This window comes from Streptomyces sp. NPDC110618 (assembly GCF_055657065.1).
The window spans coordinates 29,372-48,519 of the sequence record NZ_JBVKBN010000011.1 but is presented as its reverse complement, the minus strand read 5'-3'; the positions used below and the strand labels follow the sequence as shown (position 1 = coordinate 48,519).

At 72.3% G+C, this 19,148-nt stretch carries 15 protein-coding genes; 4 read left to right on the top strand and 11 right to left on the bottom strand.

The annotated features are described in order from the left end of the window. Positions 1-33 precede the first annotated feature (33 nt). Positions 34-3,015, bottom strand: coding sequence for a putative bifunctional diguanylate cyclase/phosphodiesterase (locus ACZ7L7_RS19950; protein WP_453606621.1), 2,982 nt, complete (start codon positions 3,013-3,015; stop codon positions 34-36). Positions 3,016-3,411: 396 nt separating this feature from the next. After that, positions 3,412-4,386 carry a 2-hydroxyacid dehydrogenase gene (locus ACZ7L7_RS19945; RefSeq protein WP_471592979.1) on the bottom strand — a complete coding sequence of 325 codons (975 nt, stop codon included), beginning with the start codon at positions 4,384-4,386 and terminating at the stop codon, positions 3,412-3,414. Positions 4,387-4,462: 76 nt separating this feature from the next. On the opposite strand from ACZ7L7_RS19945, the gene ACZ7L7_RS19940 reads away from it, so the two are divergent. Together ACZ7L7_RS19940 and ACZ7L7_RS19935 are read left to right on the top strand one after the other, a co-directional pair. Further along, positions 4,463-5,461 carry an aldo/keto reductase gene (locus ACZ7L7_RS19940; protein ID WP_285513599.1) on the top strand — a complete coding sequence of 333 codons (999 nt, stop codon included), beginning with the start codon at positions 4,463-4,465 and terminating at the stop codon, positions 5,459-5,461. A 287-nt stretch (positions 5,462-5,748) separates the two neighbouring features. Next, positions 5,749-6,915 carry a PQQ-dependent sugar dehydrogenase gene (locus ACZ7L7_RS19935; protein WP_453606615.1) on the top strand — a complete coding sequence of 389 codons (1,167 nt, stop codon included), beginning with the start codon at positions 5,749-5,751 and terminating at the stop codon, positions 6,913-6,915. Positions 6,916-6,933: 18 nt separating this feature from the next. Here the strand turns inward: ACZ7L7_RS19935 and ACZ7L7_RS19930 are convergent, their stop codons facing one another. The 7 genes from ACZ7L7_RS19930 to ACZ7L7_RS19900 all read right to left on the bottom strand — a co-directional run bounded on the left by ACZ7L7_RS19930 (position 6,934) and on the right by ACZ7L7_RS19900 (position 14,659). Continuing rightward, complete coding sequence (locus ACZ7L7_RS19930; RefSeq protein ID WP_285513597.1) at positions 6,934-7,194, bottom strand: type II toxin-antitoxin system RelE family toxin; 261 nt, start codon at positions 7,192-7,194, stop codon at positions 6,934-6,936. A gap of 26 nt (positions 7,195-7,220) precedes the next feature. Further along, the gene (locus ACZ7L7_RS19925; protein WP_453606612.1) at positions 7,221-10,256 is read right to left on the bottom strand and encodes a helix-turn-helix transcriptional regulator; all 3,036 of its coding nucleotides are present in this window, start codon (positions 10,254-10,256) and stop codon (positions 7,221-7,223) included. Between the two features lie 65 nt (positions 10,257-10,321). Further along, positions 10,322-10,507, bottom strand: coding sequence for a hypothetical protein (locus tag ACZ7L7_RS19920; RefSeq protein WP_285513595.1), 186 nt, complete (start codon positions 10,505-10,507; stop codon positions 10,322-10,324). A gap of 208 nt (positions 10,508-10,715) precedes the next feature. Next, a complete protein-coding gene (locus ACZ7L7_RS19915) occupies positions 10,716-11,243 on the bottom strand; it encodes a hypothetical protein (protein ID WP_285513594.1) in 528 nt (175 codons plus the stop codon). Positions 11,244-11,278: 35 nt separating this feature from the next. Next, on the bottom strand, positions 11,279-11,854 hold the full coding sequence (locus ACZ7L7_RS19910; protein ID WP_285513593.1) for a GNAT family N-acetyltransferase: 576 nt from the start codon (positions 11,852-11,854) through the stop codon (positions 11,279-11,281). Further along, on the bottom strand, positions 11,832-14,060 hold the full coding sequence (locus ACZ7L7_RS19905; RefSeq protein ID WP_453606607.1) for an MMPL family transporter: 2,229 nt from the start codon (positions 14,058-14,060) through the stop codon (positions 11,832-11,834). The genes ACZ7L7_RS19910 and ACZ7L7_RS19905 overlap by 23 nt, the downstream gene beginning before the upstream one ends. A gap of 194 nt (positions 14,061-14,254) precedes the next feature. After that, positions 14,255-14,659, bottom strand: a complete 405-nt coding sequence (locus ACZ7L7_RS19900; protein ID WP_471427555.1) for a hypothetical protein — start codon at positions 14,657-14,659, stop codon at positions 14,255-14,257. A 140-nt stretch (positions 14,660-14,799) separates the two neighbouring features. Between ACZ7L7_RS19900 and ACZ7L7_RS19895 the strand changes: the two genes are divergently transcribed. Continuing rightward, positions 14,800-15,606: an SAM-dependent methyltransferase gene (locus ACZ7L7_RS19895; protein WP_471427557.1), complete on the top strand. Its 807-nt coding sequence runs from the start codon at positions 14,800-14,802 to the stop codon at positions 15,604-15,606. A gap of 21 nt (positions 15,607-15,627) precedes the next feature. Here ACZ7L7_RS19895 and ACZ7L7_RS19890 read toward each other — a convergent pair whose 3' ends face one another. After that, entirely contained in the window at positions 15,628-16,251 is a 624-nt protein-coding gene (locus ACZ7L7_RS19890) for a TetR/AcrR family transcriptional regulator (RefSeq protein ID WP_285513589.1), read from the bottom strand. Positions 16,252-16,411: 160 nt separating this feature from the next. Between ACZ7L7_RS19890 and ACZ7L7_RS19885 the strand changes: the two genes are divergently transcribed. Next, positions 16,412-17,536 (top strand): FAD-dependent oxidoreductase, encoded by a 1,125-nt coding sequence (locus ACZ7L7_RS19885; RefSeq protein ID WP_472076691.1) that lies wholly within the window; start codon positions 16,412-16,414, stop codon positions 17,534-17,536. A gap of 82 nt (positions 17,537-17,618) precedes the next feature. Here the strand turns inward: ACZ7L7_RS19885 and gatB are convergent, their stop codons facing one another. Continuing rightward, positions 17,619-19,133, bottom strand: coding sequence for an Asp-tRNA(Asn)/Glu-tRNA(Gln) amidotransferase subunit GatB (gatB, locus tag ACZ7L7_RS19880; RefSeq protein WP_285513587.1), 1,515 nt, complete (start codon positions 19,131-19,133; stop codon positions 17,619-17,621). Between the last annotated feature and the right edge of the window lie 15 nt (positions 19,134-19,148).

The window sequence follows — 19,148 nt, the reverse complement described above, 5'->3', positions numbered from 1 at the left end:
GGCACTGACCCTCCCCCCGGCACGCACCGCGTGTCAAGGTGGTGGGACGGGAGTCTCATTATGTGAACGGCCGCCGCCCAGGACGGCGGGCACTCCGCGGGGCTCGCGCACGCCCGCGAACGCGGGTTCCGCGGGGCCGTGCGGGACCGGAAAGTGGCCGGATCCGAGCGCTCTGCGCAAGCGGTACTCGTCCAGCGGGCCGGAGAACGCCATGCCCTGGCCGTGGGTGCAGCCCATGGCGCGCAGCGCCACCACCTGCTCGGGCAGATCCACCCCGTCGGCCACGGACTGCAGTCCCAGGTCGGCGGCGATCCGCAGCAGCCCGCTGGTGATCTTGTGCAGCCGCGCGGACTCCACGACCCCGTCCACGAGCCCGCGGTCGAGCTTGAGGATGTCGACGGGGAGCCTGCGCAGCGCGGTGATCGCCCCGCAGCCGGTGCCGAAGCCGTCCAGCGCGATCCGTACCCCGAGCCGCCGCAGCGCGCTCAGCCTGCGCTCCAGGTCGTCCAGGGACGTACGGACGTCGGTGTCGGCGAGTTCGATCACCAGGCCGCCCGAGGGCAGCCCGAGCCGGGTGAGCAGGGCCTCGATGGAGTCCAGCGGCATCGAGCGGTCCAGCAGGCGGCGTGCGCTCATCCGGACGCAGACCGGTACGGAGACGCCGGTGGCGGTGCGCTCGGCGGCCAGTTCCACGGCCTCCTGGAGCATCCAGCGGCCCAGCTCGGCCGTCTTGTCGCTGCCCTCGGAGACCCGCAGGAACTCGGCGGGCGTGAACAGCACGCCTTGCGAGGACCGCCAGCGCGCCTGGGCGGCGACCGATGTGATCCGGCCGTCCTCCAGGGACACCACCGGCTGGTGCAGCAGGACGAACTCGCCGTCGTGCAGCGCGGCCCGCAGCCGGGTCGCCAGCTCGGCCTTGCGTACGACGTCCTGCTGCATCTGCGGCTTGTACAGCTCCACCCGGCCCTTGCCGGCCGCCTTGGCGCGGTACATCGCCAGGTCGGCGTTGCGCAGCAGCTCACCCGCGCCGAGGCCCGGCTCGGCGAAGGCGACACCGATGGAGGCGGCGACCCGGACATCGTTGCCGTCGATGGTGTACGGCTGCGACAGCGTGACCCGCAGACGGTCGGCGAGCTCCAGGATGTGCCGTTCCCGCGCGGTGCGGTCCCGGGTTCCGTCCCCGACGATCAGCGCGGCGAACTCGTCGCCGCCCAGTCTGGAGGCGGTGTCGCCGTGCCGCACCGCCTCCTGGAGCCGCCGGGCGGCCTGGACGAGCAGTTCGTCCCCGGCCTGGTGCCCGATCGTGTCGTTGACGGCCTTGAAGCCGTCGAGGTCGATGAAGAGGACGGCGGTGCCGCGCAGGGCGGCACCGCGGTCGGAGGCGCGGCGCCCGGACAGGGCCTGCTGCACGCGCTTGGTGAACAGGGCGCGGTTGGGCAGGTCGGTGAGCGGATCGTGCTCGGCGTTGTGCTGGAGCTGCGCCTGGAGGCGGACGCGCTCGGTGACGTCGCGGCTGTTGAAGATGAGTCCACCGTGGTGACGGTTGACGGTGGACTCCACATTCAGCCAGCCGCCGTCCCCGGAGCGGAAGCGGCACTCGATACGGGTGGTCGGTTCCTCGCCCGGGCTGGCGGCGAGGAAGCGGCGCACCTCGTGCACCACACAGCCCAGGTCCTCCGGGTGGATGAGATTGGCCAGTTCGGTACCCACCAACTCCTCGGCGGAGCGGCCGTAGACACCGGCGGCGGCCGGGGAGACGTAGCGCAGGATGCCGTTCGGGGCGGCGATCATGATGACGTCGCTGGAGCCCTGTACCAGGGAGCGGAAGTGGTTCTCCTTCTGGGCCAGTTCCTGGGTGAGGGTGATGTTGTCGATCAGCATGATGCCCTGGCGCATCACGAGGGCGAGCACGACGGTGCCGCCGGTGATGAGCACGACGCGGTCGACGCTGCGGCCGTTGAGGACGTTGTAGAGGATCCCCAACGTGCAGACGGCGGCGGCGAGATAGGGCGTGAGCGCGGCCAGCGAACCGGCGATGGGGCGGGCCGCCGGGTAGCGGCTGTGATCACCTGGCGCGGGCGGGTGATGGTGGCCGCCGCGCGGTCCCTGCTGCCCCGGCACATGCTCGTGCACCACGCGCGTGTACCCCTCGCTCTCCGGCCGCTCGGCGTCGCCGCGCCGGGGGGCGGCCCAGGGGGCGTACGCGAGCAGCAGGGAGCCGGCGAACCAGCCCGCGTCGAGGAGTTGGCCGGAGCGGTAGCTGTTGTGCAGCAGCGGCGAGGTGAACAGGGCGTCGCACACCACGGTCAGCGCGAGCGCGCCGATGGCGGTGTTGACGGCGGTGCGGTTGACCGCCGAGCGCCGGAAGTGCAGCGCGAGCACCATGCTGACCAGGGCGATGTCCAGCAGCGGGTAGGCGAGCGAGAGCGCGGTGTGCGACACGCTCGTCGCCTCGGACTGGGCGGCGGTCTGGGCGAGGGCCAGGCTCCAGGCCAGGGTGAGCAGGGAGCCGCCGATCAGCCAGGCGTCCAGTCCCAGGCAGACCCAACCGGCCTTGGTCACCGGGCGTTTGGCGAGCACCAGCAGGCCCACGATGGCAGGCGGGGCGAAGCACAGGAAGAACAGGTCGGCGTAGCTGGGGCTGGGCACGGGCCGCCCGAGTACGACCTCGTACCATCCCCACACCAGGTTGCCGAGGGACGCCATCAGCGAGGAGAGGCCGAACAGCAGCCAGGCGGGACGAAAGCGGACGCGGCGGCTGCGGGCGTGCAGCAGGCAGCTCACGGCGGCCACCGCGGCGGCGGCACTCAGCCCGAAGTCGCCCATGATCAGGGCCAGTTGCCGCGAACCCCAGCCGAGCGCGGAACCGACGGCGTATCCCGCGCAGACCACGGCCAGGACGAGCTGGGGGACCATGCCGCGCCCGGCGCCGGAGGACGGCGGCCGGGTCAGCACCCCCGACGTGGGACGCACCCGCAACGCGCCGTTGAGGGTGGTGGGAGGCGGCGAGCTCACCGGTCCCTCCCGGTCCGCGCCGCTCCCGGGTCCCGCGGGTCCCGGTGGGCCGGGTGTGTGTTCCTGCGGCGGCCGTTGTGCCTGCGGTGAGGGGTGTGATGGCTGTGCCGGCTGTGGCTGCCGTGGTGGCCTCGTCTGCGCGCGGTCGTGCGCCAGGGTCGCCGTCGGCGGCCCCGCCGCGTCGGATCGTTGGTCCATAGGCCGTGCATCGCCCGTCGCCCCCCTCACAGTCTGAAATGTCCATCCCCGGCGCCGAACGGTGCGCGGCGCAGCCCCTGTCGGGACGATACACCAGTCTCGTCACTCAGGGACATAGGTTCTCTACGCTCCGTGACGACCAGCGGGGATGCGGGCACGGACCGCGTCCGGAGGAATGCGGAGGGTACCCGAACCGGATTACGTGGTTGTTGCGTTGCCCGACGGGCCGGTGGGCGTGCCCGTCGTAAGGATCACGTTGCGCAACGGCTCCCGGTTCACGAAGCGGCGCAACTGGTCGGCCAGCAGCCGCTTGGCGCGGGGCATGAAGGCGGACGTGGGTCCGCCGACATGGGGGCTGATGAGGACGCCGGGCGCGCGCCACAACGGGTGGGCGGGGGGCAGGGGTTCGGGATCGGTGACGTCGAGCGCGGCGGTGATGCGCCCGGTCTCCAGCTCGGCGAGCAGGGCCTTGGTGTCGACGACCGGGCCGCGGGCCACGTTCACCAGCAGGGCGCCGTCCTTCATACGGGCCAGGAAGCCCGCGTCGACCAGGTGACGGGTGGCCTCGGTGAGCGGTGTGGACAGCACGACGACGTCCGCCTCGGGCAACAGGGCGGGGAGTTGGGTGAGTGGGTGCACGGGCCCGCGCGCCGTGGTGCGCTCGGAGCGCGCGACGCGCGCCACCCGCGCGAGCTCGAACGGCGCGAGCCGGTCCTCGATGGCGGCGCCGATGGAGCCGTAGCCGACGATGAGGACGTTCTTGTCGGCGAGGGCGGGCCGGAAGCCGCCGAGCCACTCCCCCTTGTCCTGGGCGCGCACGAAGTCGGGGATGCCGCGCAGCGAGGCCAGGATCAGCGCGAGGGTCAGTTCGGCGGTGCTCGCCTCGTGCACGCCGCGGGCGTTGCACAGCCGGACGCCGGGGCGCAGGTGCTTCAGGCCCGGTTCGACGTGGTCGGTGCCGGCGGACAGGGTCTGTACGACCTCCACGTTGCTCATGTGCGGCAGCGGGCGCTGTCCGAGGCCCGCCGGCTTCATGTAGGGGACGACGTAGAAGGCGCAGTCGGCGGGGTCGGCGGGGAAGTCCTCGGCACCGTCCCAGAAACGGTACTGCGGACCCTCCGGGAGCCCTTCGATCTCGTCCGGCGGAATGGGAAGCCACACGTCAGGAGTCATGCTCCGGAGGCTATGTCAGGTCCGCGGGACGGCAGAGGTTAGGTTGGGGTGCCGGAAGAGGGAGGGTTACGGCCAGGTGGAGCGCAGGACGATCGGCGCGGCGGCGCTCGCGGTGGGGGCTGTCGGACTCGGGTGCATGCCGATGAGCTGGGCCTACAGCACGTCGCGGCAGCGCGGCGGCGAGTCGCTGAGGGCCGTGCACCGGGCGCTCGATCTGGGGTCGACGCTGCTGGACACCGCCGACATGTACGGCCCGTTCACCAACGAGCTGCTGCTGGGGCGGGTGTTGAAGGAGCGCCGGTCGGACGCCTTCGTCTCGACCAAGGTCGGGCTGCTGGTCGGTGAGCAGCACATCGTCGCCAACGGCCGCCCCGGCTATGTGAAACGGGCCTGCGACGCCTCGCTGCGGCGGCTCCAGACGGACGTCATCGACCTGTACCAGCTGCACCGCGCCGATCCCGAGGTCCCCGTCGAGGAGACCTGGGGCGCGATGGCGGAGCTCGTACAGGCGGGCAAGGTACGGGCGTTGGGCATGTGCGCGGTCGGCGCGCGCGGCGGACGCCGGTCGGGGGCCGGCCTGCACGACGGCACGCTCGGGCAGTTGCGGCGGATCCAGCAGGTGTTCCCGGTGAGCGCGGTGCAGGCGGAGCTGTCGGTGTGGTCGCCGGAGGCCCTGGACGAGCTGCTCCCGTGGTGCGAGGCGCGCGGCATCGGTTTCCTGGCGGCGATGCCGCTGGGCAACGGCTTCCTCACCGGCACCCTCACGCCCGGCGAGGGCTTCGAACCGGACGACGTCCGCGCCCGCCACCCCCGCTTCACGGCGGAGATGATGGCCGCGAACCAGCCGATCGTGGCGGGCCTGCGCCGCGTCGCCCGGCGCCACGGCCCCGAGGTCACCCCGGCCCAGGTCGCCCTGGCGTGGGTCCTGTCCCGGGGACGGCACGTGGTACCGGTGCCCGGGGCGAAGCGGGAGCGGTGGGTCGGGGAGAACGCGGGAGCGGCGGAGCTGCGGCTCACGGCGGAGGACCTGGCGGAGATCGGGAGGCTGCCGGGGGCCCGGGGGTCCTGGGACTAGGGCCTGTCTTCAACTCCCGTCGTCGCCCGGAGGGCGGCCCCGCGGCGTCAGGTGCGTGCTCTCGGCGTGCCGGGCGAAGGTGCTCGTAGCGGAGCTACTTGGACCTTTGGTCGGTGCGGCGAGAGTGCGTGCATGGCGGCTCGGGGCAGGCGGGAGTTTGAAGACAGGACCTAGGTCGTGTCCGCGAGGTCGCGTCGTCCGGCGCCGTGGTTCGGGATTTCTTGATCGGGAACCTGTGGGGCGCGAGCGGTGTATGACAGGTAGGAGTCGGGCGCGTCGAAGGGACCATGATCGTGCAACGTCGAGCTGTGTCGGCCGTACTGGCCGCGGCCGCGCTTCTGCTGACGGCCGGGTGTTCCGACGACGGGGACGGCGGTTCGGCCGGGGGCGGTGAGAGTACGGCGCCGAGGGACACGGCGTCGGCGTCCTCCCCCGCCGCGAGCGAGGAGGCCGCTCCCGCCAAGGGGTCGGCCAAGGTCGTGCGTACCGTCGCCGAGGACCTGAAGACGCCCTGGGGCCTTGCCCCGCTGCCCGACGGGGACCTGCTCGTCTCGTCCCGTGACGAGGGGACGATCACCCGGGTCGACGCGAAGACCGGCAGGAAGACCGAGCTGGGCGAGGTGCCCGGGGTGTCCCCGGCCGGGGAGGGTGGCCTGATGGGGCTCGCGCTGTCCCCGGACTACGCCTCGGACCACATGGTCTACGCGTACTTCACCTCCGCCTCGGACAACCGCATCGTCCGCATGCTCTACGACGAGGACAGGCCCGCCGGTGAGCAGCTGGGCGCGCCCGACACGGTCTTCCGGGGCATCCCCAAGGGCTTCATCCACAACGGCGGCCGGATCGCCTTCGGCCCGGACAAGATGCTGTACGCGGGCACCGGCGAGAGCGGTGAGGAGGGTCTGTCCCAGGACAAGGAGTCCCTCGGCGGCAAGATCCTGCGCCTGACCCCGGAGGGCGAACCCGCCCCGGGCAACCCCTTCCCCGACTCCCCCGTCTACTCCTACGGCCACCGCAATGTGCAGGGCCTGGCCTGGGACGACCGGCAGCGCCTGTTCGCCTCGGAGTTCGGCCAGGACACCTGGGACGAGCTGAACGCGATCAAGCCGGGCGACAACTACGGCTGGCCCGAGGTCGAGGGCAGGTCCGACGACCCGGACTTCCACAACCCGATAGCCCAGTGGAGCACCGACGAGGCCTCCCCCAGCGGCATAGCCCACGCCGAGGGCTCGATCTGGATGGTGGGCCTGAGGGGCGAGCGCCTGTGGCGGATCCCGCTGAAGGGCACCGAGGCCGCGGCAGAACCGCAGTCCTTCCTGGACGGCGAGTACGGCCGGCTGCGGACCGTGGTGCCGGCGGGCGGCGACAAGCTGTGGGTGGTTACCAGCAACACGGACGGCCGGGGTGACCCGGAGGACACGGACGACCGGATTCTGGAGGTGCAGGTGAAGTAGACCCGGGCTGCGCGCGGGTCACTCGTCCTCGATCAGCGACCGGTCCAGGACCGCCACCGAGACGAGGATCAGGAACGCCCGGTGGACCATGTAGTCCACGGTCAGTCCGGGGGCCACGGACACCACGCGGATGTCCTCCCCGCTCACGGCCTGCGACACGGGCGTGAACGGGTCCTCGGCGAGCTTCAGGAGGCCGCGCTCCAGGAGCTTGCGGCGGTCCTCGGGAAGCGCGTCCCGCTGGGCCGCAGCACGCTCGGTGTACTCGATCTGGTACAACACGGCTCCTCACTGGTTGCCTTCCGGCATTATCCCGCGCCGACCCGCTCCCCGTCCCCCGTCGTGAACAGGCCCAGCCGGTGGGCGACCGCCGCGGCCTCCCCGCGGCCCGCGACGCCGAGCTTGGCGAGGATGTTGGAGACGTGGACGCTGGCGGTCTTCGGGGAGATGAACAGTTCCTCGGCTATCTGCCGGTTGGTGCGGCCGGCCGAGACCAGGCGAAGGACGTCGTGCTCGCGGGTGGTCAGCCCGAGGCCGTTGGCGGCGGGACGCGGCGGTGCCTCGGCGGTCAGTGGCAACCGGGCCCGCTGGGCGAGCGAGGCGGCCTCGTCGGCCAGGGGGCGGGCGCCCAGGTGCTGGGCGACCGCGTGGGCGAGGCGCAGCAGTTCCGCGGCCGGGGCGCGGTCCTCCTCGCCGCCCGTGGTCAGCAGGGCCTCGGCGAGGCGGTGGCGGACGCGGGCCAGGTCGTAGGGGCGCTGGAGCTGTTCGAAGGCGGTGACCACCGCCGACCACAGGCCGACGGGCGTCTCCCCCTCGGCCCGGCGGAGTTCGGCGCGGGTCCACTGGTCGTAGGCGTGCCAGATCGGGGCGTCGGTGGTGAGGGTCCTCACCGCGGAGAACAGGCGCTCCAGGGTCTCGGCGCGGCCCTCCTGGGCGACGGGCAGGGTGCGGGCGTCGGCCTCGGCGACGGCGGCGTCGAGCAGGACGGGCCAGGCGTAGCGCTGGGTGCCGGGCTGGAAGCCGGTGTCCAGGGTGCGGGCGAGTTCGGCGCGGGCGTCGAGGAGGCGGCCCTCGGCGGCGGCGTGGGCGATGGCCAGCCGGGCGACGGGCAGGTTGTTCTGCGGCATGGGGTCGTGGGTGCCGTAGGAGGCGCGGGCGTCGGCCAAGTGGCGGGCGGCGTCGTTCAGTTGTCCGCGGGCGAGCGCGATGGTGCCCAGGCAGTGGGCGGCGCAGCCGCGGGGCTTGGCGACCTGTCCGGTGCGCCGGGCGCTGTCGGCGGCCTCGACGGCCTCGTCCCAGCGGCCCAGACTGATCAGCGCCTCGGCGAGGTTGGCCCAGATCCAGGCCTCGGAGTCGCGCAGTCCGCGCTCCCTGGTGATGCGCAGTCCGTCCTGGAGGACGTCGAGCGCGTCCTCGGCGCGGCCGACGCCGACGAGTACGGAGCCCAGGTTGATGTGGCTGCGGCCGATCACGGACGGCACGCCGAGGGCCAGGGACTGCTCGCGCACCTCCTGCATCACGGCGAGCCCGGTCTGGCTGTCCCCGGCCTCGACGAGGAGACCGCCGAGGGTGAGGCGGGCGTTCAGTTCGATCTCGGTGGCGCCGACCATGCGCGCGTACTCGACGGCGCGTTCGGCCGCCGTCATGGCCTCGGGTCCGGGTGAGCGGACCATGGCCCAGGACGCCACGGTGGCCAGGACTTCGGCGTGCACCTCGGACGGGGGTGTGCCGCGGACCAGCTCCTGGGCGGTGGCGATCTCCTGCCAGCCGTCGCCGCGGGCCTGGGCCTGGATCAGCCGGGCGCGCTGGGTCCAGAACCACGCGGCCCGCAGCGGGTCGTCCTCCCCCTCCAGGAGGCGCAGCGCCCGCTTGGTGATCTTCAGTGCGCGTTCCCGCTCCCCGCACAGGCGTCCGGCGACGGCGGCCTCGGCCATCAGGTCGAGATAGCTCAGGGCCTTGGTGGCGGGGTCGCATCCGCAGGGCGGGTAGACCTCGGTGTAGTCGACGGGGCGCAGGGTGGCCCGTACGTCCTCGGGAACGGCGTCCCACAGCTCCATGGCCCGCTCCAGGAGTCGCAGTTGCTCGGAGTGGGCGTGCCGGCGGCGGGCCGCGACGGAGGCGTCCAGGACGGCGGGCAGGGCCTTGGCGGGGTCGTTGGCGTGGTACCAGTAGCTGGCCAGGCGCATGACGAGTCCGTCGGCGGGGACGAGGCTCGGGTCGGCCTGGAGGGCTTCGGCGTAGGCGCGGTTGAGGCGGGAGCGTTCGCCGGGCAGCAGGTCGTCGCCGACGGCCTCGCGGACCAGGGAGTGCCGGAAGCGGTAGCCGTTGCTGCCGGGGGCGGGGGTGAGGATGCTGGCGTTGACGGCGGCGCGCAGTGCCTCGATGAGGTCGTCCTCGGGGAGCCCGGCGACGGCGGCGAGCAGCGGGTACTCCACGGTGGAGCCGCCCTCGGCGACGATCCGGGCGACCCGCTGGGCGGTCTCGGGCAGCGCCTCGACCCGCACCAGGAGCAGGTCGCGCAGGGTGTCGGTGAGTCCGGCGGCGCAGCCCTCGTGGGAGGCGACGGCGAGTTCCTCGACGAAGAAGGCGTTGCCGTCGGAGCGTTCGAAGATGGCGTCGACCTGGGCGGGGTCGGGTTCGGCGGCGAGGATCCCGGCGATCTGGCGGCCGACCTCGGCGCGGTTGAAGCGGCCGAGTTCGATCCGGCGGACGGTGCGCAGCCGGTCGAGTTCGGCGAGCAGGGGGCGCAGCGGGTGGCGGCGGTGGATGTCGTCGGCGCGGTAGGTGGCGAGGACGACCAGGCGGCCGGTGCGCAGGGTGCGCAGCAGGTAGGCGAGCAGATGGCGGGTGGAGGCGTCGGCCCAGTGCAGGTCCTCCAGGGCGAGGACGACGGTGCGGTCGGCGGAGACGCGTTCCAGCAGGCGGGCGGTGAGTTCGAAGAGGCGGGCGACGCCGTTCTCGTCGTCGTACCGGCCGGTGCCGGTGGTGCCGAGTTCGGGCAGCAGCCGGGCCAGGTCCTCCTCCTGGCCCTGGGCGGCGGCGGCGAGTTCGGCGGGCAGTTCGTGGCGGAGGGCCCGCAACGCGGTGGAGAAGGGGGCGTAGGGCAGTCCGTCGGCGCCGATCTCGACGCAGCCGCCGAGGGCGGCGACGGCCCCGGCGCGGGCGGCGTGCTGGGCGAACTCCTCGACGAGCCGGGTCTTGCCGACCCCGGCCTCGCCGCCGAGCAGCAGCGCCTGCGGCTCGCCCGCGTCGGCGCGGGCGAGCGCGTCCTTCAGGGCCTGCAACTCCTCGGTGCGGCCGACGAACACCGGGCTGACGAACTGGGTCTCCACGGGCCCGAGCATCGCATGCGGCACTGACGGCGGGGCACCGGTTTTCCCGGTGGTCCCCGCCGTCAGGCCTGTGACGGTCACGCGGTGCGGGCGGTGCGCGGCCGGCCGCGGCGTGCGGTATGTACTTCGCCCTCGGCGGCCCGTCGGGCGGCTTCCCGGCGGGCGGCGCGGCGGCTGCGTACGGCCTCGCGGGCCAGGCGCTCGTTGTCCGCCTCGCGGATCAGGTCGGCGGAGCGCAGGTGGTGAAGCTCGAACTCGAACATGGTGTTCCCCCTGATGAGAGTGGGTTTCGCGGGCTGCGAGGGTTTCGCTCCCTGCGATGCCTCCACTCTCGTCCGCCAGGGGGGTCGGCCACATCGGGAGAGTTCCGCATCTTCGGCGGTGGTGGGGGCCTTAGACGCGGCCGAGGGGCCTCAGGGGCTCCGTAAGGTGCTCACGGATTCCCTAAGACCCCTCAGGACCTGCGGTGTTTCAGGGCGCGGAGGGCAGCCCGAGCAGGACGTCGGTGTACTTCAGTACGGCCATCAGCAGGCCGATCACACCGAGGGCGACGCCCGCCCAGGAGACCGACTTGATCCAGACGGGCTGCGGCTTGCCGGGGACGCCGAAGGCGGGCCTGGCCAGTGTGAGGACGCCGACGATCAGGGCGACGAGCGCGAAGGCGCCGGCCCAGAAGGCGGTGGCCTGCCAGGCGTTGCCGTAGACCCGGTCGATCTGCGTGGCGACGCTGGCGCTGGAGGAGGTCTCCAGCTGGCCGATGAGGGTCTCCCGCGCGGCGGCGACGGTGCCGATCCAGCCGCCGGTCAGCGACACCAGGCCGAGCGCGGCGGAGACGACCGCGGCGGCGCCCTGGCCGACGAAGGAGCTCTCCTTCGTCTCGGGCGTCTCCTCGGTCCCGGCGTCGGGGTCCTCAAGAAGGTCGGTGTCCTCGGGGTCGGTGGCCGCGACGGCCTCCGGCTCTTCGGCGGTGTTCGTCTCGTCCACTGTCTTCGTTCCCATGTCTCGCACCGTACGGAGGCTCTCTGAGAGGTTTCTTAATGATCGTTGTGAGCGAGGCGCGCGCGGGCCGCGGGCCACTCGGGGGCCAGGATCGCCCAGATCTCCATGTCGAGGCGGGCACCCCGGTGCGGGAAGCTCTCGCGCTGCACGCCCTCGCGGGTCATGCCGAGCCTCCGCGCCACGTTGACGCTGGCCGTGTTGGCGCTCGCCGCGTGCCATTCCACCCGGTGCATGCCGCGTTCACCGAACGCCCAGTCCAGCAGGACGCGCGCGGCGCGTGTGACCAGCCCGCGGCCGGTCCCGGCGGGCTCCAGCCAGCAGCCGATCTCGCAGTTGCCGGCCTCGGCGTCGAAGTTCAGGAACAGCACCCCGCCGACGAGCTTGCCGTCCAGCCACAGGCCGTGCAGGGAGCCGGTGTCGGCGGCGCGCATGTCGGCGTAGCGCTGGAGGACCGCGCGGGCGCCGGCGGTGTCGGTGGCCTTGGACGCGAAGGGGATGTACTGGTTGATGAAGTCCCGGCCGCGCTCCAGGTGGGCCAGGAACTCCTCGGCGTGCCAGGGCTCCAGGGGGCGCAGTTCGGCGCCGTCGTCACCCAGCGATATCGCGTACATCGTCCCGCCGCTCCTCGTCGAACTCCTCCACGACCTGGGCCAGCCTCTCATGGGCGGCGCGGCACTCGGGCGGCTCGATGCTGATCCGCGGCAGACGGGCGTCCAGCCAGCGCGGCAGCCACCAGTTGGCGCCGCCGAGGAGGTGCATGAGGGCGGGGACGAGCAGGGTGCGCAGGACGAAGGCGTCCAGGGCGACGGCGGCGGCGAGGGCGATGCCGAACATGGCGATCACGCGGTCGCCGCTGAGCACGAAGGCGAGGAAGACCGAGATCATGATGACCGCGGCGGAGTTGATCACGCGGCTGGTCTCGGCGAGCCCGATGCGGACGGCGCGCCGGTTGTCGCCGGTCTCCAGCCACTCCTCGTACATCCGGCTGACCAGGAACACCTGGTAGTCCATGGAGAGCCCGAACAGGACGGACACCATGATCACGGGGAGGAAGGGCTCGATGGGCCCGGCGCGGCCGAGGCCGAGCAGCTCGCTGCCCCAGCCCCACTGGAAGATCGCGACGACGACGCCGAAGGCGGCGGCCACGGCGGCGACGTTCATCGCGGCGGCCTTCAGCGGGATGCCGACGGACCGGAAGGCGAGCAGGAGCAGCAGACAGCCGAGGCCGACGACGACGCCCACGAACAGGGGCAGCTTGCCGACGATGACGTCGGCGAAGTCGTCGTAGCCCGCGGTGACGCCGCCGACCTGGATGTCGAGGGAGGTGCCGGTCTCGGCGCGGGGCAGCACCTCGGTGCGCAGCCGTTCGACGAGGTCGCTGGTCTGCTGGGACTGCGGCGAGGACTCGGGGACGAGGGTGAGATAGGCGGTGTCCCCGGAGGCGTTGAAGGTCACCGGGGTCGCGGAGGCGACGCCCTCGGTGGACCGGAGGGTCGCGTCCAGGCCTTCCAGGGCGAGCCGGTCGTCGCCGCCGTCGACCTCGGTGACCAGGGTCAGCGGGCCGTTGACGCCGGGGCCGAAGCCGTCGGCGAGCAGGTCGTAGGCCTGCCGGGTGGTGGCGGTCTCGGGGTTGTTGCCCTGGTCGGAGGTGCCCAGGCGCAGGGAGAGCGTGGGCAGGGCGAGCAGGGTGATGACGGCGAGGGCGAGGGCGCCGAGCAGCTTGGGGTGGCGTTCGACGAAGGCGGACCAGCGGGCGGCGAACCCGGTGGGCACCTCCGGTTCGGGGCCGTGCTCGGTGAGCCGGCGGCGTTCGCGGCGGCTGAGTGCGCGCATGCCGATGAAGGAGAGCAGGGCGGGCAGCAGGGTCACGGAGGCCGCGACGGTGAGCACCACGGTGAGCGAGGCGGCTATCGCGACGCCGTTGAGGAAGTTCAGCCGCAGGATGAGCATGCCCAGCAGGGCGATGCAAACGGTGGCACCCGCGAACACGACGGCCCGTCCGGTGGTCGCGACGGCGTTGGTGATGGACTCGGTGACAGGCAGTCCGCGCTTCAGTCCGCGTCGGTGCCGGGTGACGATGAACAGGGCGTAGTCGATGCCGACGCCGAGTCCGATCAGCATGCCGAGCATGGGCGCGAAGTCGGCCAGCGTCATGGCGTGGCCGAGGAGCACGGTGCCCGCGTAGGCGGTGCCGACGCTGACGAGTGCGGTGGCGATGGGCAGCAGGGAGGCGGCGAGGGAGCCGAAGGCGAGGAAGAGGACGACCGCGGCGACGGCCACTCCGACGACCTCGGCGATGTGCCCGCCGGAGGACTCGGTGAGGGCTACGGCGCTGCCGCCGAGCTCCACCTGGAGCCCGTCGGTCTCGGCGTCCTTCGCGGTGTCGACGACGGCCCGGACCTCGCCCGGGTCGATGTTCTCGGCCCGGTCCTCGAAGGTCACGGTGGCGTAGGCGGTACGTCCGTCCGCGCTGACCCGGGTCGCGCCGCTGTCGTCGGAGGCGCCGGACACGGCGGCCACGCCGGGCAGTTCGGCGATCTTCTCCAGGGTGCGGTCCATCGTCTGCTGGACGTCGGCGGCCCGCACGGTGCCGGAGTCGGTGTGCCAGACGATCGTGTCGCTGTCGCCGCCGAGGTCCGGGAAGCCGTCGCGCAGGAGCTGGGTGGCGCGGCCGGACTCGGTGCCGGCGACCTCGTAGTCGTTGGAGTACGCGGAACCCGCGACGGCGGCTGCGGCGCTCACCCCGCCGAGGGCGAGGAGCCACAGCAGTACGGCGACAAGGCGGCGCTGGACACACCAGCGTGCGAGGGCTGCCACGAACGTGCTCCCGGGGGGTGGGGACTACGGATCTTTGACCGGGTTCAGTCGCTCATGGGATGAACGGCCAGCAAAGAACGCATGAGCAATGCGGAGTCCACTCTTGCAGGTGAAAGTGATCGTTTAGCCCGTTCGTGGGCTTATTCACAGGAGTGGGAGGCAGATCACAGGACAGTAACGGCCACCGTGTCAGGTCAGTCGAACTGATCCCCGAACGCCATCACGGACACGCCCCCGACCAGCAGCCACAGCGCCCGGCGGGTGCGTCCACGGGAGCCGAGCAGAGCGGCGAGGGCGCAGACGAGGGCGCCCAGGGCGTAGGCGGCCGGGACGAGCGCCGGGGCGGAGCCGATGGCGCGCAGCGTGGCGGCGGCGAGGCCGGCCAGGGTCAGCAGGGCCCCGGCCGCGACGGCGATCCAACGGGCCCGCCGCGCGTCCCGCACCTCGTCCGGGTCGTCGTCCGGGTCGTCGTCCACGCCGGCCTCGTCGACCAGATCCGCCTCGTCGTCCGGGCCGGTCCTCTCGGTCAGGTCCGCCTGCCCGGCCTGCTCGGTCTCGGCTATGTCCGCGGGGTTCTCGGAATTGGTGCGACCGCTCATGGCCGGGGAGCGTAGCGTGTCCCGTCGAAACGGCCGGAACCCGTCCGGCCCATGATCAAAGCAGGTGTGTTGTTTGAGCGTCGGAGCGAGCTCCTCCGTATCCCTTTCCGTCTTCCAGGACTCAAGGAGCCCGTTCACCGATGTCGGACACCATCACCCCGAGGACCTCTGACCAGGCCCTCACCGAGCGGCTGACCCACGCCCGCTACCCGCGCAGCAACGCCTACGACGCCCGCTGGGTCGTCGAGAACCAGATGGGCCCGAACGCCCTGTGGCTGCTGGAGTGGCTCGCACCCGCCCTGGGTCTGGACGCCCTTCCCCCCGGCGCCCGCGTCCTTGACCTCGGCTGCGGCCGGGCGATGACCTCGGTCTTCCTGGCCAGGGAGTTCCACGCCCAGGTCACCGCGGCCGACCTGTGGATCGCCGCGGACGACAACGCCCGGCGCATCGCCGAGGCCGGTTTCGCCGACCGGGTGCTGCCCGTGCACACCGAGGCGCACGACCTGCCGTTCGCCGAGGCGAGCTTCGACGCGATCGTGAGCGTCGACGCCTACCAGTACTTCGGCACGAACGACCTCTACCTGCCCACCCTGACCCGCCTGCTGAAGCCGGGCGGGCGGGTCGGCATCGTCGTACCCGCCCTGCGCGAGGAGATCGACGGCGTGGAGCCGCCGGGGCATCTGAAGCAGTGGTGGGAGCCGGACTACTGGTGCTTCCACTCCCCCGGCTGGTGGCGCCGCCACTGGACACGCAGCGGCGCCGTCGAGGTGGAGACGGCGGACTGGCTGGAGGACGGCTGGCGGGACTGGCTGCTGTGGTGCGAGGTCGTCGCCGAGGAGAGCCCCGAGGAGTTCCACCGCACGATGGCCCGCCAGGTCGCCGAGATGGTGCGCGCCGACGAGGGGCGGGCCCTGGGGTTCGTACGGGTGGTCGGGCGACGGCTGTAGGTCCCCCGTACCCCCGTACCCCTAGCTCGTGCGGGCGAGGGCGCTCCAGCCCTGTTCCAGGAGGTCGAAGGCCCTGGTGATGGCCTGACGTGGGTCGTCGTGGGCGTAGGCGACGCGGGGGGCTTCGAGGGCGAAGTGGGCCAGGGCCGTGCAGGCCGGGTCGTCCGGGGCCAGGCCGCTCTCCTCGGCGATGACCCGGGCGAGGGCGGTGGCGTGCCGCAGCCACATCTTCTGGCCGTAGTCGCGCAGGGCGGGGGTGCTGGCCGCCAGTTCGAGGAAGGCGGCGAAGCGGGCGTCCCCGCCCTCGGAGGCCAGCCGGGCGCTGAGTGCGTGTTCGCGCAGCGCGGCAGGAATGGACTGCCCCTCGGGCCGCTCCCGCACGGCGGCCAGCAGACTGGCCTCCTGGTCGGCGTCCTCGTCGAAGACAAGGGCTTCCTTGACCGGGAAGTGCTTGAACAGTGTGGTCGTCGACACGTCGGCGGCGTCCGCGATCTCGCGGACGCCGACCGCGTCGTATCCACGCTCCAGGAACAGCCGCAGGGCGGCGTCGGCGATGGCCTGACGCGTGGCGGCCTTCTTGCGTTCGCGGCGCCCGACAGGGGCGGGCGCGGAACCGGTCGCGGGGTCAGTGGTCGAGCTGGGCATGCCCATACCCTAACCCACGGTTGACCGACTTCAAAAGTTGAGTCGTTGCACTTATTTACTCGGTGTGCTTTTCTGAAGTAGCGGCTGCGCGGCACTGCCCGGCCGCCTCACTTCCCCTTTCTCTGCACCCCTGTCACCCACACGACGGATGGAGCACGCCATGAATCCGACCCCCGCACCCCGCATCGCCATCGTCGGCGCCGGTCCCGGCGGCCTGACCTGCGCCCGCATCCTCCAGCGGCACGGCATCGCCGCCACCGTCTACGACCGCGACCCCGGCCCCGACGCCCGTGACCAGGGCGGCACCCTCGACCTGCACGCCGACAACGGCCAGATCGCCCTGCGCGAGGCCGGTCTGCTGGGGGAGTTCTTCCGGCTCTCCCGCCCCGAGGGACAGGAGATGCGGCAGCTCGACCCGGCCGGCACGGTCCTCTTCCACCACCTCCCCGAGCCGGACGACCGGTTCAAGCCGGAGATCGACCGCGGCCTGCTGCGCTCCCTGCTGCTCGACTCGCTCGCGCCCGGCACCGTCCGCTGGGACCACACCCTGGACGCAGTCGACGGCCCCGCCGAGGGCCCCCGCCGACTGCGCTTCACCAACGGCACCAGCGTGGAGTGCGACCTCGTCATCGGCGCCGACGGCGCCTGGTCCCGGGTCCGCCGGGCGCTGTCCCCGGCCACCCCGCAGTACACCGGCATCAGCTTCCTGGAGGCCTGGTTCCACGACGTCACCACCCGCCACCCCGAGATCGCCGAACTCGTCGGCCAGGGCAGCGCCGCCGGAGCCGACGGCGAACGCGGCCTGTTCGCCCAGCGCAACGGCGGCGACCACATCCGCGTGTACGTCATCCAGCGCGTCCCCGTCGACTGGATCCCCGCCGAGGGCCTCACCCCGCAGGACACCGACGGCATCCGCGCCCGCCTCCTGGAGCGCTACCGCGACTGGTCACCCCGACTGCGCCGGCTGATCAGCGACAACGACGGCCCCTACGTCGACCGCCCGATCTTCGCCCTGCCCGTCCCGCACACCTGGGAGCCCAACCCCACGGTCACCCTGCTCGGCGACGCCGCCCACCTCATGCCCCCGCTCGGCGTCGGCGTCAACCTCGCCATGCTGGACGCCTGCGAGCTCGCCCTCGCCCTGACGCGGCACGACACCGTCGCCGAAGCGGTCCGCGCCTACGAGAGCACCATGCTCCCCCGCTCCACGGAGACGGCCCGGATGCTCGACGGCGCCGCGGAGGGACTGCTCTCCACGGAGCTGCCGGACTTCGCCACCACCTGACCGTCGACAGGTACGACAGGTCGACACGTACGACAAAGGGGTGCACCGAACATCGGTGCACCCCTTCGGCGGTGAATCCGGGTCAGCCCTCGGTGACGCCCAGCTTCTCCAGGATCAGCTCCTTGACGCGGGCCGCGTCGGCCTGACCCCGCGTCGCCTTCATGACCGCGCCGACCAGGGCACCGGCCGCGGCCACCTTGCCACCGCGGATCTTGTCCGCGATGCCCGGGTTGCCGGCGATGGCCTCGTCGACGGCCGCCGTGAGCGCGCCCTCGTCGGAGACGACCTTCAGACCGCGCTTGTCGACGACCTCGTCCGGGGTGCCCTCGCCCGCGAGGACGCCCTCGATGACCTGACGGGCCAGCTTGTCGTTCAGGTCCCCCTTCGCCACCAGCTCGGTGACCCGGGCGACCTGCGCCGGGGTGATCGCCAGCTCGTCCAGCGCCTTGCCGGACTCGTTGGCGCTGCGGGCCAGTTCGCCCATCCACCACTTGCGGGCGGAGGCGGCGTCGGCACCGGCGTCGATGGTGGCGACGATCAGGTCCAGCGCACCGGCGTTGAGGATCGCCTGCATGTCGGTGCCGGAGATGCCCCACTCCTCGCGCAGCCGGTTGCGGCGCACCAGGGGCAGCTCCGGCAGACCGGCGCGCAGCTCCTCGACCCACTCGCGGGACGGGGCGACCGGCACCAGGTCGGGCTCCGGGAAGTAGCGGTAGTCCTCCGCCTCCTCCTTCACCCGGCCCGAGGTGGTGGTGCCGGTGTCCTCGTGGAAGTGGCGGGTCTCCTGCACGATCGTGCCCCCGGAGGAGAGCACGGCCGCGTGCCGCTGGATCTCGAAGCGGGCGGCACGCTCCACGGAGCGCAGCGAGTTGACGTTCTTGGTCTCGCTGCGGGTGCCGAACTTCTCGCTGCCCTTGGGCATCAGCGACAGGTTCACGTCGCAGCGCATCTGGCCCATCTCCATGCGCGCCTCGGAGACCCCGAGGGCACGGATGAGCTCGCGCAGCTCACGGACGTAGGCGCGGGCGACCTCGGGGGCGCGCTCGCCGGCACCGACGATCGGCTTGGTGACGATCTCGATGAGCGGGATGCCCGCGCGGTTGTAGTCCAGCAGCGAGTGCGAGGCGCCGTGGATACGGCCGGTGGCACCGCCGACGTGCGTCGACTTGCCGGTGTCCTCCTCCATGTGGGCGCGCTCGATCTCCACGCGGAAGACCTCGCCGTCCTCCAGTTGCACGTCGAGGTAGCCGTTGAAGGCGATCGGCTCGTCGTACTGGGAGGTCTGGAAGTTCTTCGGCATGTCCGGATAGAAGTAGTTCTTCCGGGCGAAGCGGCACCATTCGGCGATCTCGCAGTTCAGCGCGAGGCCGATCTTGATGGCGGACTCGACGCCGGTCGCGTTGACGACCGGGAGAGCGCCGGGCAGGCCGAGGCAGACCGGGCAGGTCTGGGTGTTGGCGTCCTGACCGAGGGCCGTCGAACAGCCGCAGAACATCTTGGTCTTGGTGCCGAGTTCGACATGGACCTCAAGGCCCATGACGGGGTCGTACGACGCCAGCGCGTCCTCGTACGACACCAGGTCGGTCGTGGTGGTCACGGTGAAACTTCCCTC